Here is a 16,886-nt window from a genome sequence, read left to right as displayed (position 1 = left end):
TGCCCCCTTCTGCCTGCACTGTCCCGCGAGACTACGACGGGACGCTAATCTAGAACAAGTTTCAGACTTGATCGTTCAAGAGGCTCCGAATCTACCGGCAGGTAGGGGCGCTGTGAGCAGTGGATCGGGTGATTCGCGCCACGGCGCGCGGCCCTGCCATGCTGGCTGATCACGAGCCCTACAGACCCCCTCACCGACTGTCACGGAACGGGACCCATGCCTGCGGAAGCCAGCACCTCGCGCCCGGCCGCGCCACCCCTCACCGAGCGGCAGGAGGCCCGCCGCCGCAGGATCCTGCGCGCCAGCGCGCGGCTCGCCGGCCGGGGCGGGTTCGACGCCGTGCAGATGCGCGAGGTGGCCGAGTCCTCGCAGGTGGCGCTGGGCACGCTGTACCGCTACTTCCCGTCGAAGGTGCATCTGCTGGTCGCCACCATGCAGGACCAGCTGGAGCACATGCACGGCACGCTGCGCAAGAAGCCCCCGGCGGGCACCACGGCCGCCGAGCGGGTCGCGGAGACCCTGATGCGGGCCTTCCGCGCGCTCCAGCGGGAGCCGCACCTGGCCGACGCGATGGTCCGCGCGCTCACCTTCGCCGACCGCAGTGTCTCGCCCGAGGTCGACCAGGTCTCCCGGCAGACGACCGCGATCATCCTGGACGCGATGGGCCTGGCCGACCCCACGCCCGAGCAGCTGTCCGCGGTACGGGTCATCGAGCACACCTGGCACTCGGCGCTGATCACCTGGCTGTCCGGTCGCGCCTCGATCGCCCAGGTGAAGATCGACATCGAGACGGTGTGCCGGCTGATCGAGCTGACGGACCCGGCCGCCGCGCACTCCCGACGGCCCTGAGCCGCGCCGGAGGGGGCATGGAAAGACCTACGAGACGGGTTCCCTTCGCCGGTATGGCCCGGATCAGGTAATAGGGGTCGTCGTCCGGCGTCGCTGCCTTCCGACCTCTCAGCCCTACCGTCGCTGTCGGCCCGGGCGGATGCTCTTCGCGTCTCGCCTGAGTCGGCTACTCCGGTCGGACTCCCTCACTCGCCTCGTAGGCTGATATCAGGATATAGCGGAAACCCCCTGACGGAACCGCCCAATTCCCACCAATTGCCAACGCAGTACCGCTTGGTGTGCGCGGTTCAGCAGACCGCCTCCAGCCCCTCCCGGCGCCGCCCGCCGGGCCTGCAACAGGCGCACAGCAGCTCGAAGCCGCCGGCCGCCATGGGCCACGGCGGCATGCTGTACTCCCTGCCCACCACCACACCGCGCTCCGCGGGGCGTCCGGGTGGTGGGCGAGGACCTGTTCGAGCAGGCCGGCCGCGGTCCGCCAGTCCTCGGCGTCCCAGGCCGCGCAGGCCCGCTCGATCAGCTGTTCCGCCTCGCCTCGCGCACGTCGCCGCCCCCACCCGGTATGCCGCTTCCGAACCGCAGGAGCGCACCCTGGCCCGGAAGCCGACCGCCTGGCGGGCCAGACACGCACCCCTGGCCTCAGGGGCCGACCTCCTCGCACCCCGCCCCCGGAAACCGACCGCCTCTGGAACCAGGCACACCCCGCCCCCGGAAACCGGCCGCCTCCCGAACCAGGCACGCACCCCGGCTCCAGCATCCCCGGCCCCAGGGCCCCGCCCTCAGGCGCTGACCGCCTTGCGGGTGATGTAGCGGGTGCCGGTGAACACCATCCGCTTGAACGCCACCGCCGTGAACCCCTTGAGGTGGCTGTCCTTGAGGCTGTCGTCGGGGTGGGTGAACTGGGCCACCGCGTCCTTGCGTCCGAGGCTGACGCACCGGGCCACGTACCGCAGGTCGTACGGCTCCGGCTCGCGTCCCTCGGCGAGGCGGGCCAGGGCGTCGACGGCGGCCTGGGCCTGCGGGGCGGCGGTCTGGCAGCCGAACCGGGCGCCGGCCACGCCCGCGCAGTCGCCCACGGCGAAGATCCGCGGGTCGGTGACGCTGCGCAGGTACGCGTCCACGACGGCCCGGCCGTCCGCGTCGACCTCCAGTCCGCTGCGCGCGGCGAGGTCGGGCACGCCCGCCACGATCCCCCACAGGGTCAGGTCGGAGTCCAGCTCCCGCCCCGACCGCAGCCGCACCACACCGTCGGCGGCCTCCGTGACTCCATCCTCCACGGTCTCCACCCGGAGCCGGTCCAGTGCCGCGAGGGCCCGCTGCCGCGCCCCGCCCGACAGGCAGTCGGCCACCGCCGGCGCGACGATCCGGACCCGCAGGTCGGGCCGGGCCTCGGCCACCTCGGTCGCGGTCTCCACGCCCGTCGCCCCGCCGCCGACGACCGTCACGGTGCTCCCGGCGGGCAGGGCGGCCAGCTCGGCCCGTGCCTGCCGCGCGCCCTCCCAGGTGCCGACCGGGACCGTGCCCGGCAGGGCCCGGACGGTGCTGCCGACGGCCAGGAAGAGGTGGTCGAACGCGAGGCTCTCGCCGTCGTCCAGGACCACCGTGCCGTCGCCGATCTTCTCCACGCTGCCGATCCGCACGGCGATGCCGGGCCGCAGCATCCCGGTGAGCGGAGTCGCCGCCGTGGCCGTGCCGGCGACCTGCTGGTGCAGCCGGATGCGCTCGACGAACTCGGGGCGCGCGTTGACCACCGTGACCTCGGCGCCCTTCACCTTCTTGGCCACCCGGTTCGCCGCGAACGTGCCCGCGTACCCGGCACCCACCACCACTACCTTCATCTCGGCCTCCCATCGGAGCAGTTGGTCACTCCCGAGACGAGGCGGGCCGGTCCCCCGTGACATGGCGGCCGTGTGAGCCGCGCCACAGGGCGGGAAATCCCCGAACCGCCCTATTCCTCCGGCGGGAACACGGCTTCCCCGCTGTCCGCCAGCGTGATCACGATGGCCTCCACCGGGCACCCCTCGGCCGCCGCCAGGAGCTGTTCGCTCGCGTCGGTGTCCGGTGCGGCGGGCCGGGACTGCCGGGCGGAGTCCAGCCGGAAGCCACCGGGGGCGTGGTGGAGGCACTGGGCCGAGCCGACGCAGAGGGACCGGTCGACCTCCACGTGCCAGCGGTCGCCCACGGCTCAGGCCCCCGCCGGCAGGTGGATCATCTTGTGCTCCAGGTAGGCGCCGTAGCCCTCGGGGCCGAACTCCCTGCCCAGGCCGGAGTTCTTGTAGCCGCCGAACGGGCCGAGCATGTCGAGGCTGAAGGTGTTGACGGAGTAGGTGCCGGTACGGACCCGCCGGGCGATGTCGGTGCCGTGTTCGACGTCGGCCGTCCACACGCTGCCGGACAGGCCGTAGTCGGAGTCGTCGGCGATGCGTACGGCCTCCCGTTCGTCGCCGTAGGGCAGCAGGCAGACGACCGGGCCGAAGATCTCCTCGCGGGCGACGCGCATGGAGTTGTCGACGTCGCCGAAGAGGGTCGGCTCCACGTACCAGCCGCGCGCCGGCCCGGCCGGGCGGCCGCCGCCGGTGAGGATCTTGGCGCCCTCCTCCTGGCCGACGCGGATGTAGTCGAGGGTGCGGCGCTGCTGGCGTTCGGCGACGAGCGGGCCGACCTGGGTGGCCGGGTCCAGCGGGTCGCCGACCTTCAGCGCGCCGGCCGCCCGGGTGAAGGCGTCGGCGAACTCGTCGTAGCGGGAGCGCGGGAGCAGGATGCGGGTCTGGGCCACGCATGCCTGGCCGTTGTTCATCCAGGCCGCCGGGACGATCCCGGCCACGGTCGTCTCCAGGTCCGCGTCCGGCAGCACCACGGCCGCGGACTTGCCGCCCAGTTCCAGGGTGACCCGGGTGAGGTTGCGGGCGGCGACCTCCATCACGCGTTTGCCGGCGGCGACCGAGCCGGTGAAGGAGACCTTGTCGATGCCGGGGTGGCCGACCAGGTATTCACTGACCTCCCGGTCCGCGGGGAGGATGGACAGCACACCCTCGGGCAGGCCGGCCTCGCGGGCGATCTCACCGAGGAGGTAGGCGTCCAGCGGGGACTCCGGGGACGGCTTGAGGATCACCGGGCAGCCGGCCAGCAGCGCGGGCGCGAGCTTGGCGGCGGCCACGAACTGCGGGACGTTCCAGGGCACGACGGCGGCGACGACGCCGACCGGTTCGCGGCGCACCAGGATCGGGCCGAGGATCCCGGCCCGGCGTTCCTCGTAGGTGAAGTCACGGGCGACCCGGATGGCCGCGTCCCACACCATCATCGCGCCGAGCGCCTGGGCGAGGACGCTCCAGGAGTACGGGGAGCCGTTCTGGGCGGAGATCACCCGGGCGATCTCCTCGTGCCGGGCGGCGATGCCGTCCTTGATCCGGGTGACGGCCTCGATCCGCTCGGCGAGCGTCGCGTGCGGCCAGGGGCCCTCGTCGAAGGCGCGGCGGGCGAGGGCCACGGCCCGGTCGACGTCCTCCCGGGAGGCGTGCGGCACGCGGCCGATGACCCGCTCGGTGTGCGGGGAGATCACCTCGATGACGTCCCGGCCGTGCGGGTCGGTCAACTCCCCGCCGATGAACAGCTGTCCGTGTTCCACGAGCCCGGTCATGGCCGACTGCCTCCCGCCGCACGTCCTCGCGTCCCCGGCGTTTCTGACGCTGTGTCAGACTTGATACCAGCTCCCGCCTGAGGAGACCACCCGCGCGGCCGCGCCCGCGCTCTCCACGCCCAGGGCGACCACGACGTCCGTGCCGTCCGGCCGGCCGCGTTCGGCGATCGCCGCGCCGATCAGGGCCAGTTCGGCGGCCCGGTCGCGCAGGACGTACTGCTCACGGCTCTCCTCCCGGCCGCCCTCGGGGCCGCCGGCCTCCTCGCGCCGCCAGGCGGCCACCGCCGCGTCGGCCACGGCCTTCGGCAGCCGTACGTCGATCCGGGCGGCCTGATCACGCACGCACGCACCGACCGCCACGAGCACCTTCACGTCCTCGCGGTACCGCGCGTATTCCTCTTCGGCGTCCATACCGCGAGGCTAGCCAGGTCCCGCCATCCGTCACCACCCGATATGTCCGGCATCGCTGATCCATCGTGCGGATGATCAGGCGCTGGTCGACGCCCACGTCTGGGGAGTGAATGCCTACGGTGCGCCCGTATGGCATCTGCGTCGTAGCGGAGAGGGTGGCATGTTCGATACCTACGCCAGCAGCTTCGACGCGATGCGGGAAACCGCTACGCCGCTAAGCGAAGAAGGGTGACCATGGCCAGGACCGACAGTCAACTGAACAAGGGGCGGAGGACCGGATGGCGGAGACGTTCGATCACGGCGGGGGCGTGCGGTCCGTGCGGGTGCCGATCCCGGACAACCCCCTCGGTCACACGCTGGTGTACGTGGTGGACACCGACCGGGGCCCGGTGCTGGTCGACACCGGCTGGGACGACCCCGGGGCCTGGGACACGCTGACCGCGGGCCTCGCCGGCTGCGGTACGGCGGTGCGGGAGGTGTACGGCGTCGTCGTCACCCACCACCACCCCGACCACCACGGGCTGTCGGCGCGGGTCCGGGAGGCCTCCGGTGCCTGGGTGGCGCTGCACGCGGCGGACGCGGCGATCGTGCGCCGGACCCGGGAGGGACGGCCGGAGCAGTGGTTCGCGTACATGGCCGACAAGCTGGCGGCGGCCGGGGCCCCCGAGCAGCACGTGGCTCCGCTGCGGTCGGCCCGCGGGCGGACGCTGCCCGGTCTGGCCCCCGCCCTGCCGGACCGGGAGATCGTCCCCGGGGAACTCCTCGACCTGCCGGGACGCAGGCTGCGCGCGATCTGGACCCCGGGCCACACGCCCGGCCATGTCTGCCTGCACCTGGAGGAGGAGCATCCGGCCCGGCTCCCCGGCCGGGGCCGCCTGTTCAGCGGCGACCACCTGCTGCCCGGGATCACCCCGCACATCGGCCTGTACGAGGACCCCGGCGACGCCACGGTGACCGATCCCCTGGGTGACTACCTGGATTCCCTGGAGCGGGTCGGCCGGCTGGTCCCCGCCGAGATCCTCCCGGCCCACCAGCACGCCTTCACCGACGCCCCGGGCCGCGTACGGGCGCTGCTCGACCACCACGAGCGCCGTCTGGCCGGTCTGCTGGCCCTGCTCGCCGAGCCGCTCACCCCCTGGGCGCTGGCCGAGCGCATGGAGTGGAACCGTCCCTGGGGGGACATCCCCTACGGCTCCCGCACCATCGCGGTCTCCGAGGCCGAGTCCCACCTGCGCCGCCTGGTGAAGCTGGGCCGGGCGGAACCGGTACCGGGCAGCGACCCGGTGGCGTACGTGGCGGTGTGACAGCCGACGGGTGTCAGGCCGGGGCACTCAGGTCCCGTGCGCCGAAGCCTCCCCCGGCCCCTGAGCCCTCCCCGGCAAGGGCCTGCCGGTGGAATCTCTCTACCGCCGTCTCGTGGTTGCGCAGCGCGTGGGAGACGTTCTGCAGTTCGCTGTCGGGGACGCAGGGGAATGCGAGGAACTCGGCCTCGGCGTCCGGGTGTTCCGGGTCGTCCGGCGCGTGCAGTGCCGCCGCGGCGAACCGGAGGTCCACCGCCCCCGCGATGCCCCGCGCGACCGGCTCCGGGTAGCCCGCCTCCAGCGCCGCGGACCGTATCCGCTCGCGCCGGGACGTGCTCAGGTACGGCCCCAGCTTGAGGAGGCCGTCGTTGATGGCGGCCCGGCGCAGTTCCAGGCGCAGGGCGGCGCCGCTGACCCGGCCGGTGGCGGGCGCGGCGGGCGGGGTGATGGCCAGCATGGCCTGCCACAGCGGTTTCAGCCGCCGGTGTTCGCGGACCAGGCGGCGCCGCTCCGCCAGCACCGGACCGGCCTGGCCGACGATGAACGCGACCGCCACCAGGCCCGCCTCGGCGATGGCGAACGGCGGTGCCGCGTAGGTCGACAGCCAGTCCCAGTCCCGGCCGCTCCACCGGCCGGCGATGGCGGCGAACTTGGCGACGTCGAAGAGGAGTCCGAGGGCGTATGCCTCCTGGAGGAAGATCACCGCGCGGCGCAGCCAGGTGTCGGCGACCTCCCGGTACCAGGCCCGCAGCATCCCGGCGGCGACCAGCGCGGACGTCGTGTGGGCGACGACGTAGAGCAGGATGAACTCGCGCATCCACGGTGTGCGGGCGTAGTAGGTGTCGAGGTCGCGCAGCCGCTCCACGCGGTGGTCGGCGAGCAGGAACGTCACGCACAGTCCGGCGATGACGGCGGCGTACGCCAGCCCGACCTGGCGGGTGCGCCGGCGGCGGGCGGCGGACGGCGGTTCCCGCCAGGTGATGATGAGCCACAGGCAGGCCCCGCAGTAGGCGGTGGCCAGGCAGTACACCCACACGGCGGCGAAGTTGGGGACGCCGGTGAGGACGTTGATGCGGTGCAGGTTGGCCGGGGGCAGCGAGACGAAGACGAGCGTGCCGATGCCGAGCAGCACGGCGGTGGCCCGCAGGATGGGGTCCTGCCAGGCGCGCCGCAGCAGCGGCAGTTTGATCACGAAGGCGACGGCGAACAGGACGGCCGGGACGGCGTAGGAGACCCAGGAGCCGGAGATGTCCCAGCGCATCAGGGGCCGCCTATGTTGCCCAGCGAGGAGGACAGCCGGTCGGTGAGGGTGTCCTGGGTCATCCGGCCGGCCGCGCCGGGCCCGACGACCTTGGAGAACTTCGCCGCGAGGCGCAGCCCCCACTCCTCGGCCTCCCACTCGGCCTCGGCGGCCTCGGCGGCGGGCGACCGGGTGGCCATGGCGACCACCCGGTCCCAGGGGATGTCGTCCTCGGCGCGGGCCAGCAGCCGGCGGGCGGCGGCGGGCAGTCCGGGGGCGTAGTGGACGTCCAGGGTGCCGTAGTGGATGTGGCCGATCTCGTGCCCGGCGATGACGAACTTGTGCGGGTCGGGGGCGCGTTGCTCGACCACGACGATGTAGTCCTCCTCGCGGGCGAGGGTGATCCCGGAGATGTCCAGGCCCGGCGGGAAGGCGACGAACCGCAGCTTGACCGGGCGGTCCAGGTGGGGGCTGAGGGTGGCGCACAGCGCGTGCAGGAACGCCTCGGGGGTGGTCGGCGGGGTGAGGGTGCGGACGGTCTCGCGCACGAGCCGGTCCAGGAAGCGTTTCGGGGAGCCGAAGGGCCCGAGGGGCAGCGCCGACCGGGAAGTCCGCTTGGGCCTGGGCCTCGGGGTCTTGGCGGACTGTTCAGGCACGCCCGGTGTCTCCCGCCTTCTCCGACTTCTCCGAGGCGATGATCATCTCGGCCAGGTCGGCCAGGGTGGCGAGCTGCCGGGCGTTCATCTGCGGGGCCCGGGCGGCGAGCCGGATCAGACCGCTCTCGCGCAGTCTCAGCAGCGGGTCGGCCTCGGCCTCCAGGCTCTGCAGCACCGGTTGCAGCGCCTCGAACAGCGCCTCCGGTTCGTCGGCCGTGAAGAAGCCGGCGGGCAGGCCGAAGAAGCGGCGCAGCCGGTCGGCGTGTTCCAGGCTGGGCATGCCGCTCTTGCGCCACTCGCTCAGCCACTGCCTGCTGGTCCCGGCGATGCGGGCCAGTTCGTCCAGGGAGTACCGCTTGCCGTCCGGGCGGCGCCGGGTCTCCCGGATGAAGTCCAGCCGCTGGCGCACCCGGTGGGCGAGGCAGGTCTCGCCGGCCCGGCCGCCGGAGAGGAGTTCCACGACGACGCCCACGGGGATGCCGGTGCGGTAGGAGAGGCCGGCCACGTCGAGGGCCTCCGGCAGCCGGCCGGGTCTGCCGGTCAGCTCGCCGAGCCGTTCCAGCACGTCGGCCAGCGCGGCGTAGGCGTCACTCACCGAGTCCCCCCTGGGCGTGTCTTTCCGTTCGCTGGCTGGGCGCGAGGCTACTAGGTTGCCTCTTCGGCGACCAGGTCTGACAAGGCTCCCTGCGTAATTACGCAGCTATCGTTGACAGTTCAGGGCGCGGTGGGTGAGGATCACTGCACGGAGAGCAAGATCCGACCCGCCTCGGGTGCCGCCTATGGGGGAGCGGCACCCGGGGCGCTCCTGATCGCCTTCCCCCCGAGGAAGGTCCAGGCCCATGGCCCAGCCCGTCGTGCTCCTCGGGGCCGGCCGGGGGGAGATCTGCGGCGAGTTCCCGCTGGCACGCGTCGCCGCGGCCCGTCCGGTCCTCCTGGTCGACCCGTCCCCGCCCGCCCGCTGGGCCCGCCCGTACGCGACCGCCCACTTGGCGGCGGACCCGGCCGACACGGAACGGACGGCGGGGGTGTTACGGAGACACTCCCCCGCAGGCGTACTGGCCTGGTCCCCGGAGTACCTGCCCGCGGCCGCGTGTCTGGCCGCCCGGCTCGGACTGCCGGGCCTGCCGTACGGGACGGCCGTGACGTGCGCCGATCCGCCGGCGTTACGGGCGCTGCTGGACCGGCACCGGGTGCCGACGGCGGATCCGGCCGACACCGAGGGGGAACCGGTGTCGGCCGAGGCCGTCGTCCTGGACGACGAGGTACGCATCGTCGCGCTCACCCGTACGACCCCGGGCCCGCCGCCCGCCCGCGGCGCGCTGCGGCACGGCGTCCACGCCCACGACGTCCTGCTGCACAACCGTTTCCTGCGCCAGTGCGTGGAGCGGGCCGTGTGCGCCCTGCGGCTCACCCACACCGTCGCGCACATCACGCTGCGGCTGACCGCGCGCGGCCCCCGCGTCCTGGGCGTGGCCCCGTGCCCGCCCGGCGACCTGATCACGCTGCTGGTGGAGCGGGCCACCGGCGTCGACCTGGCCGGGGCCGCGGCGACCCTGGCCACCGGCGGGCTCCCGGACGTCACGCCGACCCGGCAGCGGGCCGCCGCCGTCCAGTTCGCCTATCCGACCGTGACCGGCCGCCTCACCCACCTCCACCTGGACCCGGCCGCCGCGGACGAGCCGTGCGCCGAGCGCATGGTCCTCACCCGCCGCGCCGGCGACCCGGTGACGGCGGCCCCCCACGCCGGGATCGCCGACCGCCTGGCCCACTGGGTGGCCACGGCCGACACCCCGGCCCAGTGCGAGCACGCCCTGCGCCGCATGTCCCGCCACCTCACCGCCGCGGTCCACCCGGCGACCCACGTGCACGCGGCGTAGGGATCCTGGTTCAGCGGTAGTCGTCGGGGTGCCCCTGCATCCAGCTGTCGATCCGGTCGCGGACGCCGGTCAGCTCGGTGCGGTGGGCTTCCAGGTTCTCCGTGGAGGTGTCGTCGAGCGTGGCCTGGAGGCCGGCGAAGGCGTCGCGGACGCGTTCCGGTCCCGGGGACACGGCGGGGGCCGGGGTGGCGGGAGGCTCCTGCGCCCCGGTGTCCGCCGGAGCCGGGGCGGACGATCAGCGGGAGGCGTCCCGCGTCCCGGCGCCTTGCGGGGTGTCGTCCGCGTCGGTGGAACAGGACAGCAGACAGGCCGCGAACACCGTGACGGCGATCGCCGCCCGCCGCACACTCCGGATCCGCATGAGGCCCCCCTCGTAGTGAGCCGCCGACACTACTGCACGGCGCGTCGGCCAACTCCGTAACGACGCCACGGACATGCCGACCCCTCCCGCGCGCCGTTTCCCGGTGGCGTGTTTCCTGTGCACGCGCGCCGCCCGGCACCTGCCCACGGCCACCGCCGGGCCCGCTCGGGGCGGCCGGTAAAGTGGCGGGGTCGTCACACCCGTACGGGGGAAAGCCGGTGCAATTCCGGCGATGTCTTCGCCGCGTCACCGGCTTGGCCGGAGCGGGCGGGACCGCCCCGCCGGGTCGTTGACGGCTCGCGTGCGCCGGTGGTCCGCCGCGCACGGCACCGTCGAGGTTGACGGAGCCGAGCCGCCCGGGGTGTCACCCGCGCGCTGCCCGGCTCCCCGCAGGAGAGGCAGTCGCCGACCATGAACGTCCGCCGCAGTGCCGCGGCTCTCGCCGCCGTAGGCGTGCTGGCCGCCGCCGCGCCCGCCACGGCCGCCGACCCGTCCCCGTCGCCCGAGGCCACGGTCCCCGCCGGGCTGTACGGCAAGGGCGACCCGACGTACGACGGCGTGTGGCGGCAGTCGCTGACGCTGGTCGCGCAGCGGACCCTCGGCTACAAGCCCGCCCCCGCCGCCGTGGACTGGCTCACCGGCCAGCAGTGCGCGGACGGCGCCTTCGCCGCCTTCCGGGCCGCCCCCGGCAAGCCCTGCGACGACAAGCTGAAGACGGACACCAACAGCACGGCCGCCGCCGTCCAGGCCCTCGCCGCGACCGGCGGGCACGGCGGTGTGGTGGAGAAGGCCGTGAACTGGCTGAAGTCCGTCCAGAACAAGGACGGCGGCTGGAGCTACTACCCGGGCGACCCCAGCGACACCAACTCCACCTCCGTCGTCATCGGCGCCCTCGCCGCCGCCGGCACCGACCCGGCGTCCGTCCGCAAGTCCGGCAAGTCCGCGTACGACGCCCTGCCCGCCTGGTCCATCCCCTGCGACCAGGACGGCGGCGGCGCCCTCGCCTTCCAGCCGGACAAGAAGGGCGAGCTGCTGCCCAACGCCGACGCCACCGCGGCCGGTCTGCTCGGCGCGCTCGGCAAGGGCTTCGTGGCCCGCGCCGGCCAGGCCCCCGCCAAGGACACCTGCGTCGAGGCCACCTCCCGCACCCAGGTCGCCGACAACGCCGGCGCCTACCTCGCGGCGGCCCTCGGCAAGACCGGGCACCTGGAGTCCACCCTGCCCGGCGCCAAGGCCCAGCCGGACTTCGGCAACACCGCGGACGCCGTCGTCGCGCTCGCCGCGAACGGCCGTACCGAACCGGCCCGCAAGGCGTACGCCTGGCTGGAGAAGAACGCCAGCCCGTGGGCGGAGCAGAGCGGGCCCGCCGCCTACGCCCAGCTGATCCTGGCCGCCCACGCCCTCGGCGAGCAGCCGGGCGACTTCAACGGCACCAGCCTCGTCAGCGCCCTCAACTCGCAGGGCCCCGCCCCGCAGATGGACTCCTCCGGTCAGCAGCACGAGGAGAAGAAGAAGGAGTCCCGGAACTGGGGCTGGTGGATCTTCGGCGTCTGCCTCGTCGCGAGCATCGGTGTCGGGTTCCTCCTCAGCGGCCGGAAGAAGCAGCAGCCGTGACCGCCGTCCGCCGTACCGCGCCGGTGCTCGTCGCCGCGCTGCTCCTCCTCGTCTGCGCCGGGCGGGCCGGTGCGACCGGCTACCGCTACTGGTCCTTCTGGGAGCGCACCGGCGGCCACTGGACGTACGCGACGCAGGGCCCGGCCTCCGTCCGGCCCGACGACGGTACGGTGCAGGGGTTCCGGTTCACCGTGGGCGCGGACGCCGCGGACGCCGGCCGGCCGCGCGGTACGGCGGACTTCGGCACGATCTGCGCGGACACCCCGGCGAAGGCCGGGTCCAAGCGGGTGGGGCTGGTCCTCGACTTCGGTACGCCCGCGGACGCGCCGTCCGGGGAGGCCCCGCCGGAGCGCCGGGCCGTGTGCGCGCGGGTGCCGTCCGACGCGTCCAGCGCGGATGCGCTCGCCGCGGTGGCGGGGCCGCTGCGCTACGACACCAACGCTCTGTTGTGCGCCATCGCGGGCTACCCGCACAAGGGGTGCGGCGAGCAGGTCTCCACGGACCGCGAGTCCACCGCCGCGCCGGAGTCCGGCTCCCCCGAGTCCGACTCCGGGCCGTCCCTGGGTCTGCCGATCGGCGTGGGGGTGGTGGCCCTGCTGGCAGGCGCGGCGATATGGCAGTCCCGACGGCGGCGCAATGCGTCCGGGTGACCCCGGCCCGTCCTGCGACTGCGACGCGATGCGTCCGGGTGAGCAAGGCCCGTCCTGCGACTGCGGCCCCGCCGTGGCCGGTCGCGCAGTTCCCCGCGCCCCTAGGGAGTCGCGGTCGCCGCACGACGAGAACGGCACCGTACATAGCTGCGGGCAGTCGTGCCGCTGGGGCGGCACGGGTGGGCGATGGGGGTCCCCCCGCGCGAGCGAAGTCGAGCGTGGGGGAGGCACCCCGCTGGCGCGGGTGAGCGAAAACCGGCCCCGCCCAGCCGCAGCACCGCGCACTCTCCACCCCGGTGCCTGGTGGCTCTGGGCGATATCCCTCGGTGTCGCCGCGACCCGTACCACCAACCCCCTCCTCCTCGCCCTCCTCCTCGCCGCCTCCGGCTACGTCGTGGCGACGCACCGCTCCTCCGCGCCCTGGGCCCGCTCGTACACCGCGTTCGTCCGCCTGGCCCTCGCCGTCGTCCTGATCCGCGTCCTGTTCGCGGTGGCTCTCGGCTCCCCCATCCCCGGTACGCACACCCTCCTCACCCTCCCCGAAGTCCCGCTCCCCCACTGGGCGCAGGGCATCCGCCTCGGTGGCCGGGTGACCGCCGAGGCCGTGCTCTTCGCCGCCTACGACGGCCTGAAGCTCGCCACCCTCCTGGTCTGCGTCGGCGCCGCGAACGCCCTCGCCAGCCCGAGCCGCCTGCTCAAGTCCCTGCCCGGCGCCCTGTACGAGACGGGCGTGGCCGTGGTCGTCGCGCTCACCTTCGCCCCGCACCTGATCGCCGACGTCCGCCGGCTGCGCGCCGCCCGCCGACTGCGCGGCCGTCCCGACCGGGGGCTGCGGGGCCTGCTCCAGGTCGGTCTGCCGGTCCTGGAGGGCGCGCTGGAACGCTCGGTCGCGCTCGCCGCCGCGATGGAGGCCCGCGGCTACGGCCGTACCGCCGAGGTCCCCGCCCCCGTCCGCCGTACCACCACCGCCCTCACCCTCGGCGGCCTGCTCGGCGTCTGCGCGGGCACGTACGGACTGCTGACGGCGGAAGGCGGCACCTACGGGCTTCCCGTACTGCTCGCCGGGGTCCTCGCCGCGCTCGCCGGGCTGCGGCTGGGCGGCCGGCGTTCCCCGCGCACCCGGTACCGCCCCGACCCCTGGGGAGCGCACGCCTGGCTGGTCACCGGCTCCGGCGCCGCCGTGGCCGCGCTGCTGACGCTGGCCTCGGTCCGCGATCCCGAGGCCCTGCACCCCGGTGTCGTCCCCCTGGTCGCCCCCGCCCTTCCGCTGTGGCCCGCCGTGGCCGTCCTGCTCGCCCTGCTGCCCGCCTTCGTCGTCCCCAGGGAGCCGTCGTGATCCGCTTCGAGGATGTCAGCGTGACGTACGAGGGCGCCGCCGGACCCACTGTCACCGGCGTCGACTTCGAGGTGCCGGAGGGCGAACTCGTGCTGCTCGCCGGTCCGTCCGGGGTCGGGAAGTCGACGGTGCTGGGCGCGGTCAGCGGGCTGGTCCCGCACTTCACCGGCGGCACCCTGCGCGGACGCGTGACGGTGGCCGGCCGGGACACCCGTACCCACCAGCCGCGCGAACTCGCCGACGTGGTGGGCACGGTGGGCCAGGATCCGCTCGCGCACTTCGTGACGGACACCGTGGAGGACGAACTCGCCTACGGCATGGAGTCCCTGGGGCTCGCCCCGGCGGTGATGCGGCGCCGGGTGGAGGAGACGCTGGACCTGCTGGGCCTGGCCGCCCTGCGCGGCCGTCCCATCGCCACCCTCTCCGGCGGGCAGCGGCAGCGGGTCGCCATCGGCTCGGTCCTCACCCCGCACCCTCAGGTACTGGTCCTGGACGAGCCGACCTCCGCGCTCGACCCGGCGGCGGCGGAGGAGGTGCTGGCCGTCCTCCAGCGCCTGGTGCACGACCTCGGCACGACGATCCTCATGGCCGAGCACCGCTTGGAACGAGTGATCCAATACGCCGACCGCATGGTCCTCCTCCCGTCCCCCGGCGCCACCCCCCTCACCGGCACCCCGTCCGAGATCATGGCGGTCTCCCCGGTCTACCCCCCGGTGATCGCGTTGGGCCGCCTGGCCGACTGGACCCCGCTTCCGTTGACGATCCGAGACGCCCGCCGCCAGGCGGCTCCTCTACGGGCCCGCCTGGCCGACAGTCCTTCTCGCCGCGACTCTCCTACGCCGGCAAGCGGCCCCATCCCCGCCCCGCAGCAGCACCGGTTCCGCTCCCGGTTCCGCCGCACCACCCCCACCCCGGCCCCCGACCACCAGCACCTCGCCCGGATCCACGCCCTCTCCCTCCGCCGGGACACCACCCAGGCCCTGCGCCACATAGACCTGACCATCTCCAAGGGCGAGACCATCGCCCTCATGGGCCGCAACGGCGCAGGCAAGTCCACCCTCCTCAACACCCTCGTCGGTCTGCTCGCCCCCACCACCGGCACGGTCACCGTCGGCGGCCTCACCCCCCACCGCACCCCGCCCCCGACCCTGATCCGCCAGGTGGGCCTGGTCCCCCAGGACCCCCGGGACCTGCTGTACGCCGACACGGTCGCCGCGGAGTGCGCCGCCGCCGACAAGGACGCGGGCGCCACCGAAGGCACCTGCCGCGCCCTCGTCTCCGAGCTGCTCCCGGACATCACCGACGACACCCACCCCCGCGACCTCTCCGAGGGCCAGCGCCTGGCACTCGCGCTGGCCGTGGTGCTGACCGCCCGTCCGCCGCTGCTCCTGCTGGACGAGCCGACCCGCGGCCTGGACTACGCGGCCAAGGCCCGCCTGGTCTCCGTGCTGCGCTCGCTCGCCGCCGAGGGGCACGCGATCGTGCTGGCGACGCACGACGTGGAGCTGGCCGCCGAGCTGGCGCACCGCGTGGTGCTGCTGGCCGAGGGCGAGGTGATCGCCGACGGCCCGATGGCGGAGATCGTCGTCTCCTCCCCCTCCTTCGCCCCGCAGGTGACGAAGATCCTGGCCCCGCAGCACTGGCTGACCGTCTCCGAGGTCCGCGAGGCTCTCCGGTGAACCGCCGCCTGCACGCCGTCCGCCTGGGACCCCGCTCCCTCGCCGCCCTGGCCCTCACCGGCGCCGTCGGCCTGGTCGCCTTCTGCTGGCCGTTCCTCGCGCCGCCCCGCTCACAGCTGAGCGCCCACGCGCAGGACGCCCCCTGGCTCTTCGCGGGCCTGCTCGTCCTGCTGGTCGCGGTGGTCGCGGCGACGATCTCGGAGTCCGACCTGGGCCCGAAGGCGGTGGCGATGCTGGGCGTCCTGGCCGCCACGGGCGCGGCGCTGCGTCCGATCGGCGCCGGTACGGCGGGCCTGGAGCCGATGTTCTTCCTGATGGTGCTGAGCGGCAGGGTGCTCGGCCCGGGCTTCGGCTTCACCCTGGGCTCGGTGACGATGTTCGCGTCCGCCCTGCTGACGGGCGGGGTCGGGCCGTGGCTGCCGTTCCAGATGCTGGCGATGGGCTGGTTCACGATGGGCGCCGGGCTGCTCCCGGGCCCGGTCCGGCTGCGCGGCCGGGCCGAGCTGCTGTTGCTCGCGGTGTACGGCTTCCTGGCCGCGTTCGCCTACGGCACGGTGATGAACCTGGCCGGCTGGCCCTTCATGGGCGGCGGGGCCTCGGGCATCTCGTTCGTCGCCGGGGATCCGGTCGCCGCGAACCTGGCCCGTTTCGTCGCGTACTGCACGGCCACGTCCCTCGGCTGGGACCTGGGCCGGGCCCTGTGCACGGTCGTGCTGACCCTGGCGCTCGGTCCGGCGGTGCTGCGGGCGCTGCGCCGGGCCACCAGGCGTGCCGCCTTCGAGACCGCGGTCACATTCGACGGCCCCGGACAGTGACCCAGCGCGCGAACCCGGGCACGTGGCGTGTGCGAGCCGGTGAAGGACCCCACATGACCCACGTCACCTACGACCCGGCACCGTAGTACCTTTTACCCGATTCACCCCCTCCCGCACCCCGCCTGACCTGCGGATTGAGACGCACGCCACATACTTCGCGTTCCTCATGGATCCGGCCACCACTAGTAAAGGGGGTCATTGCGGGCACCTTCCGGGCCTGCTTATCTGGATGACGTCGCCAGGCGCCACGAGCCCACAGCGGGCCGCGGCGCCGACGTATGCGGGCCACCGCCCGTGGCCCACTCCATGCGGGCGATCCCCTATCCCCGAACGCAAGAGGTACTTCGTGACCGTCTCCGTCATCCGCCGCATCGCTTCCCCGAAGAAGGTCCTCACCACCGCCGCCGTGGCCGCCGCCACCGCCGGCATGGCGCTCACCGCCGCTCCGGCTCACGCCGCCCCG

17 protein-coding genes and 2 pseudogenes are annotated in these 16,886 nt (G+C 74.1%); 10 read left to right on the top strand and 9 right to left on the bottom strand.

The features are described from left to right. Positions 1 to 216 precede the first annotated feature (216 nt). A complete protein-coding gene (locus IE251_RS38405) occupies positions 217 to 849 on the top strand; it encodes a TetR family transcriptional regulator (RefSeq protein WP_189757580.1) in 633 nt (210 codons plus the stop codon). A 776-nt stretch (positions 850 to 1,625) separates the two neighbouring features. Here IE251_RS38405 and IE251_RS38400 read toward each other — a convergent pair. From IE251_RS38400 to IE251_RS38385, 4 genes are all read right to left on the bottom strand, one after another. Next, positions 1,626 to 2,684: an NAD(P)/FAD-dependent oxidoreductase gene (locus IE251_RS38400; protein WP_189757579.1), complete on the bottom strand. Its 1,059-nt coding sequence runs from the start codon at positions 2,682 to 2,684 to the stop codon at positions 1,626 to 1,628. Between the two features lie 110 nt (positions 2,685 to 2,794). Next, positions 2,795 to 3,028, bottom strand: coding sequence for a ferredoxin (locus IE251_RS38395; protein ID WP_189757578.1), 234 nt, complete (start codon positions 3,026 to 3,028; stop codon positions 2,795 to 2,797). Positions 3,029 to 3,031: 3 nt separating this feature from the next. Beyond that, positions 3,032 to 4,483 (bottom strand): aldehyde dehydrogenase, encoded by a 1,452-nt coding sequence (locus tag IE251_RS38390; protein ID WP_189757577.1) that lies wholly within the window; start codon positions 4,481 to 4,483, stop codon positions 3,032 to 3,034. A gap of 54 nt (positions 4,484 to 4,537) precedes the next feature. Further along, entirely contained in the window at positions 4,538 to 4,894 is a 357-nt protein-coding gene (locus IE251_RS38385; protein ID WP_189757576.1) for a hypothetical protein, read from the bottom strand. Between the two features lie 61 nt (positions 4,895 to 4,955). On the opposite strand from IE251_RS38385, the pseudogene IE251_RS41515 reads away from it, so the two are divergent. Further along, positions 4,956 to 5,126, top strand: a pseudogene (locus IE251_RS41515) (XRE family transcriptional regulator); the annotation flags it as partial. Positions 5,127 to 5,172: 46 nt separating this feature from the next. Beyond that, positions 5,173 to 6,198 carry a Strvi_7410 family MBL fold metallo-hydrolase gene (locus IE251_RS38380; RefSeq protein WP_189757575.1) on the top strand — a complete coding sequence of 342 codons (1,026 nt, stop codon included), beginning with the start codon at positions 5,173 to 5,175 and terminating at the stop codon, positions 6,196 to 6,198. 13 nt (positions 6,199 to 6,211) lie between these two features. Here the strand turns inward: IE251_RS38380 and IE251_RS41845 are convergent, their stop codons facing one another. From IE251_RS41845 to IE251_RS38365, 3 genes are read right to left on the bottom strand one after another with little or no spacing between them, the layout of a single operon-like run. After that, the gene (locus tag IE251_RS41845) at positions 6,212 to 7,456 is read right to left on the bottom strand and encodes an MAB_1171c family putative transporter (protein ID WP_189757574.1); all 1,245 of its coding nucleotides are present in this window, start codon (positions 7,454 to 7,456) and stop codon (positions 6,212 to 6,214) included. Then, positions 7,456 to 8,091, bottom strand: coding sequence for a hypothetical protein (locus IE251_RS38370; protein WP_229897125.1), 636 nt, complete (start codon positions 8,089 to 8,091; stop codon positions 7,456 to 7,458). The genes IE251_RS41845 and IE251_RS38370 overlap by 1 nt, the downstream gene beginning before the upstream one ends. After that, positions 8,084 to 8,686, bottom strand: coding sequence for a helix-turn-helix domain-containing protein (locus tag IE251_RS38365; protein WP_189757573.1), 603 nt, complete (start codon positions 8,684 to 8,686; stop codon positions 8,084 to 8,086). The genes IE251_RS38370 and IE251_RS38365 overlap by 8 nt, the downstream gene beginning before the upstream one ends. A 244-nt stretch (positions 8,687 to 8,930) precedes the next feature. Between IE251_RS38365 and IE251_RS38360 the strand changes: the two genes are divergently transcribed. After that, on the top strand, positions 8,931 to 9,968 hold the full coding sequence (locus IE251_RS38360) for an ATP-grasp domain-containing protein (RefSeq protein ID WP_189757572.1): 1,038 nt from the start codon (positions 8,931 to 8,933) through the stop codon (positions 9,966 to 9,968). Positions 9,969 to 9,978: 10 nt separating this feature from the next. On the opposite strand, the gene IE251_RS41505 is transcribed toward IE251_RS38360, so the two are convergent. Both IE251_RS41505 and IE251_RS41840 read right to left on the bottom strand, forming a co-directional pair. Then, entirely contained in the window at positions 9,979 to 10,140 is a 162-nt protein-coding gene (locus tag IE251_RS41505) for a hypothetical protein (protein ID WP_307784800.1), read from the bottom strand. Between the two features lie 63 nt (positions 10,141 to 10,203). Then, positions 10,204 to 10,329, bottom strand: coding sequence for a hypothetical protein (locus IE251_RS41840; protein WP_267925009.1), 126 nt, complete (start codon positions 10,327 to 10,329; stop codon positions 10,204 to 10,206). 411 nt (positions 10,330 to 10,740) lie between these two features. Here IE251_RS41840 and IE251_RS38350 point away from each other — a divergent pair, with 411 nt between their 5' ends. From IE251_RS38350 to IE251_RS38325, 6 genes and pseudogenes are all read left to right on the top strand, one after another. Beyond that, entirely contained in the window at positions 10,741 to 11,943 is a 1,203-nt protein-coding gene (locus IE251_RS38350) for an SCO2321 family membrane protein (RefSeq protein ID WP_189757571.1), read from the top strand. After that, the gene (locus IE251_RS38345) at positions 11,940 to 12,593 is read left to right on the top strand and encodes an SCO2322 family protein (RefSeq protein WP_189757570.1); all 654 of its coding nucleotides are present in this window, start codon (positions 11,940 to 11,942) and stop codon (positions 12,591 to 12,593) included. The genes IE251_RS38350 and IE251_RS38345 overlap by 4 nt, the downstream gene beginning before the upstream one ends. A gap of 235 nt (positions 12,594 to 12,828) precedes the next feature. After that, the gene (locus IE251_RS38340; RefSeq protein ID WP_229897130.1) at positions 12,829 to 13,929 is read left to right on the top strand and encodes an energy-coupling factor transporter transmembrane component T; all 1,101 of its coding nucleotides are present in this window, start codon (positions 12,829 to 12,831) and stop codon (positions 13,927 to 13,929) included. Continuing rightward, a complete protein-coding gene (locus IE251_RS38335) occupies positions 13,926 to 15,608 on the top strand; it encodes an ABC transporter ATP-binding protein (protein ID WP_189757568.1) in 1,683 nt (560 codons plus the stop codon). Before IE251_RS38340 ends, IE251_RS38335 begins: the two co-directional genes overlap by 4 nt. Next, the gene (locus IE251_RS38330) at positions 15,605 to 16,423 is read left to right on the top strand and encodes an ECF transporter S component (protein WP_189757567.1); all 819 of its coding nucleotides are present in this window, start codon (positions 15,605 to 15,607) and stop codon (positions 16,421 to 16,423) included. Before IE251_RS38335 ends, IE251_RS38330 begins: the two co-directional genes overlap by 4 nt. A gap of 346 nt (positions 16,424 to 16,769) precedes the next feature. After that, a pseudogene (locus tag IE251_RS38325) lies at positions 16,770 to 16,886 on the top strand (lytic transglycosylase domain-containing protein); the annotation flags it as partial.

It is taken from the genome of Streptomyces eurythermus (assembly GCF_014649115.1).
Taxonomy (GTDB): domain Bacteria; phylum Actinomycetota; class Actinomycetes; order Streptomycetales; family Streptomycetaceae; genus Streptomyces; species Streptomyces eurythermus.
The sequence above is the reverse complement of the archived record's forward strand: the minus strand, read 5'-3'. Positions and strand labels throughout refer to the sequence as shown.